The 387-nt window shown below is 64.1% G+C and carries 1 pseudogene; it reads left to right on the top strand.

Annotated features, from left to right (window positions below):
- A pseudogene (locus tag ACQ7C1_RS31795) lies at window positions 1-387 on the top strand (IS630-like element ISRel6 family transposase); the annotation flags it as partial.

Raw genomic sequence — 387 nt, 5'->3', positions numbered from 1 at the left:
AAGATGGGCGGCCATCGCCGACGTGTGCTGGAGCCGCACCGCGCCTTCATCGTCGAGCAGATCGAGCAGACATCGCATCTGACGCTACATCGGCTGAAGGATGAGTTGGCCGCCCGTGGCGTGAGCGTCTCCCACAATGCCATCTGGCAGTTCATGCGCCGCGAGGGCTTGAGCTTTAAAAAAAACGCTGTTCGCCCTTGAGCAGGGCCGCGCCGACATTGCCCGGCGCAGAGCCCGCTGGAAAGCCTGGCAAGACCGCTTCGATCCGAAGCGGCTCGTCTTTATCGACGAGACCTGGATCCGCACCAACATGGCGCCGTTACGCGGGTGGGGGCCGAGGGGCAAAAGATTGCGCGGCTTTGCCCCGCATGGCCGCTGGCGCACCCT

The sequence above is a fragment of the Rhizobium sp. Nf11,1 genome (assembly GCF_050587665.1).
Taxonomy (GTDB): Bacteria; Pseudomonadota; Alphaproteobacteria; order Rhizobiales; family Rhizobiaceae; genus Rhizobium.
Note: the sequence above shows the minus strand (reverse complement) of the source record. Positions and strands in the feature narration are given on the sequence as shown.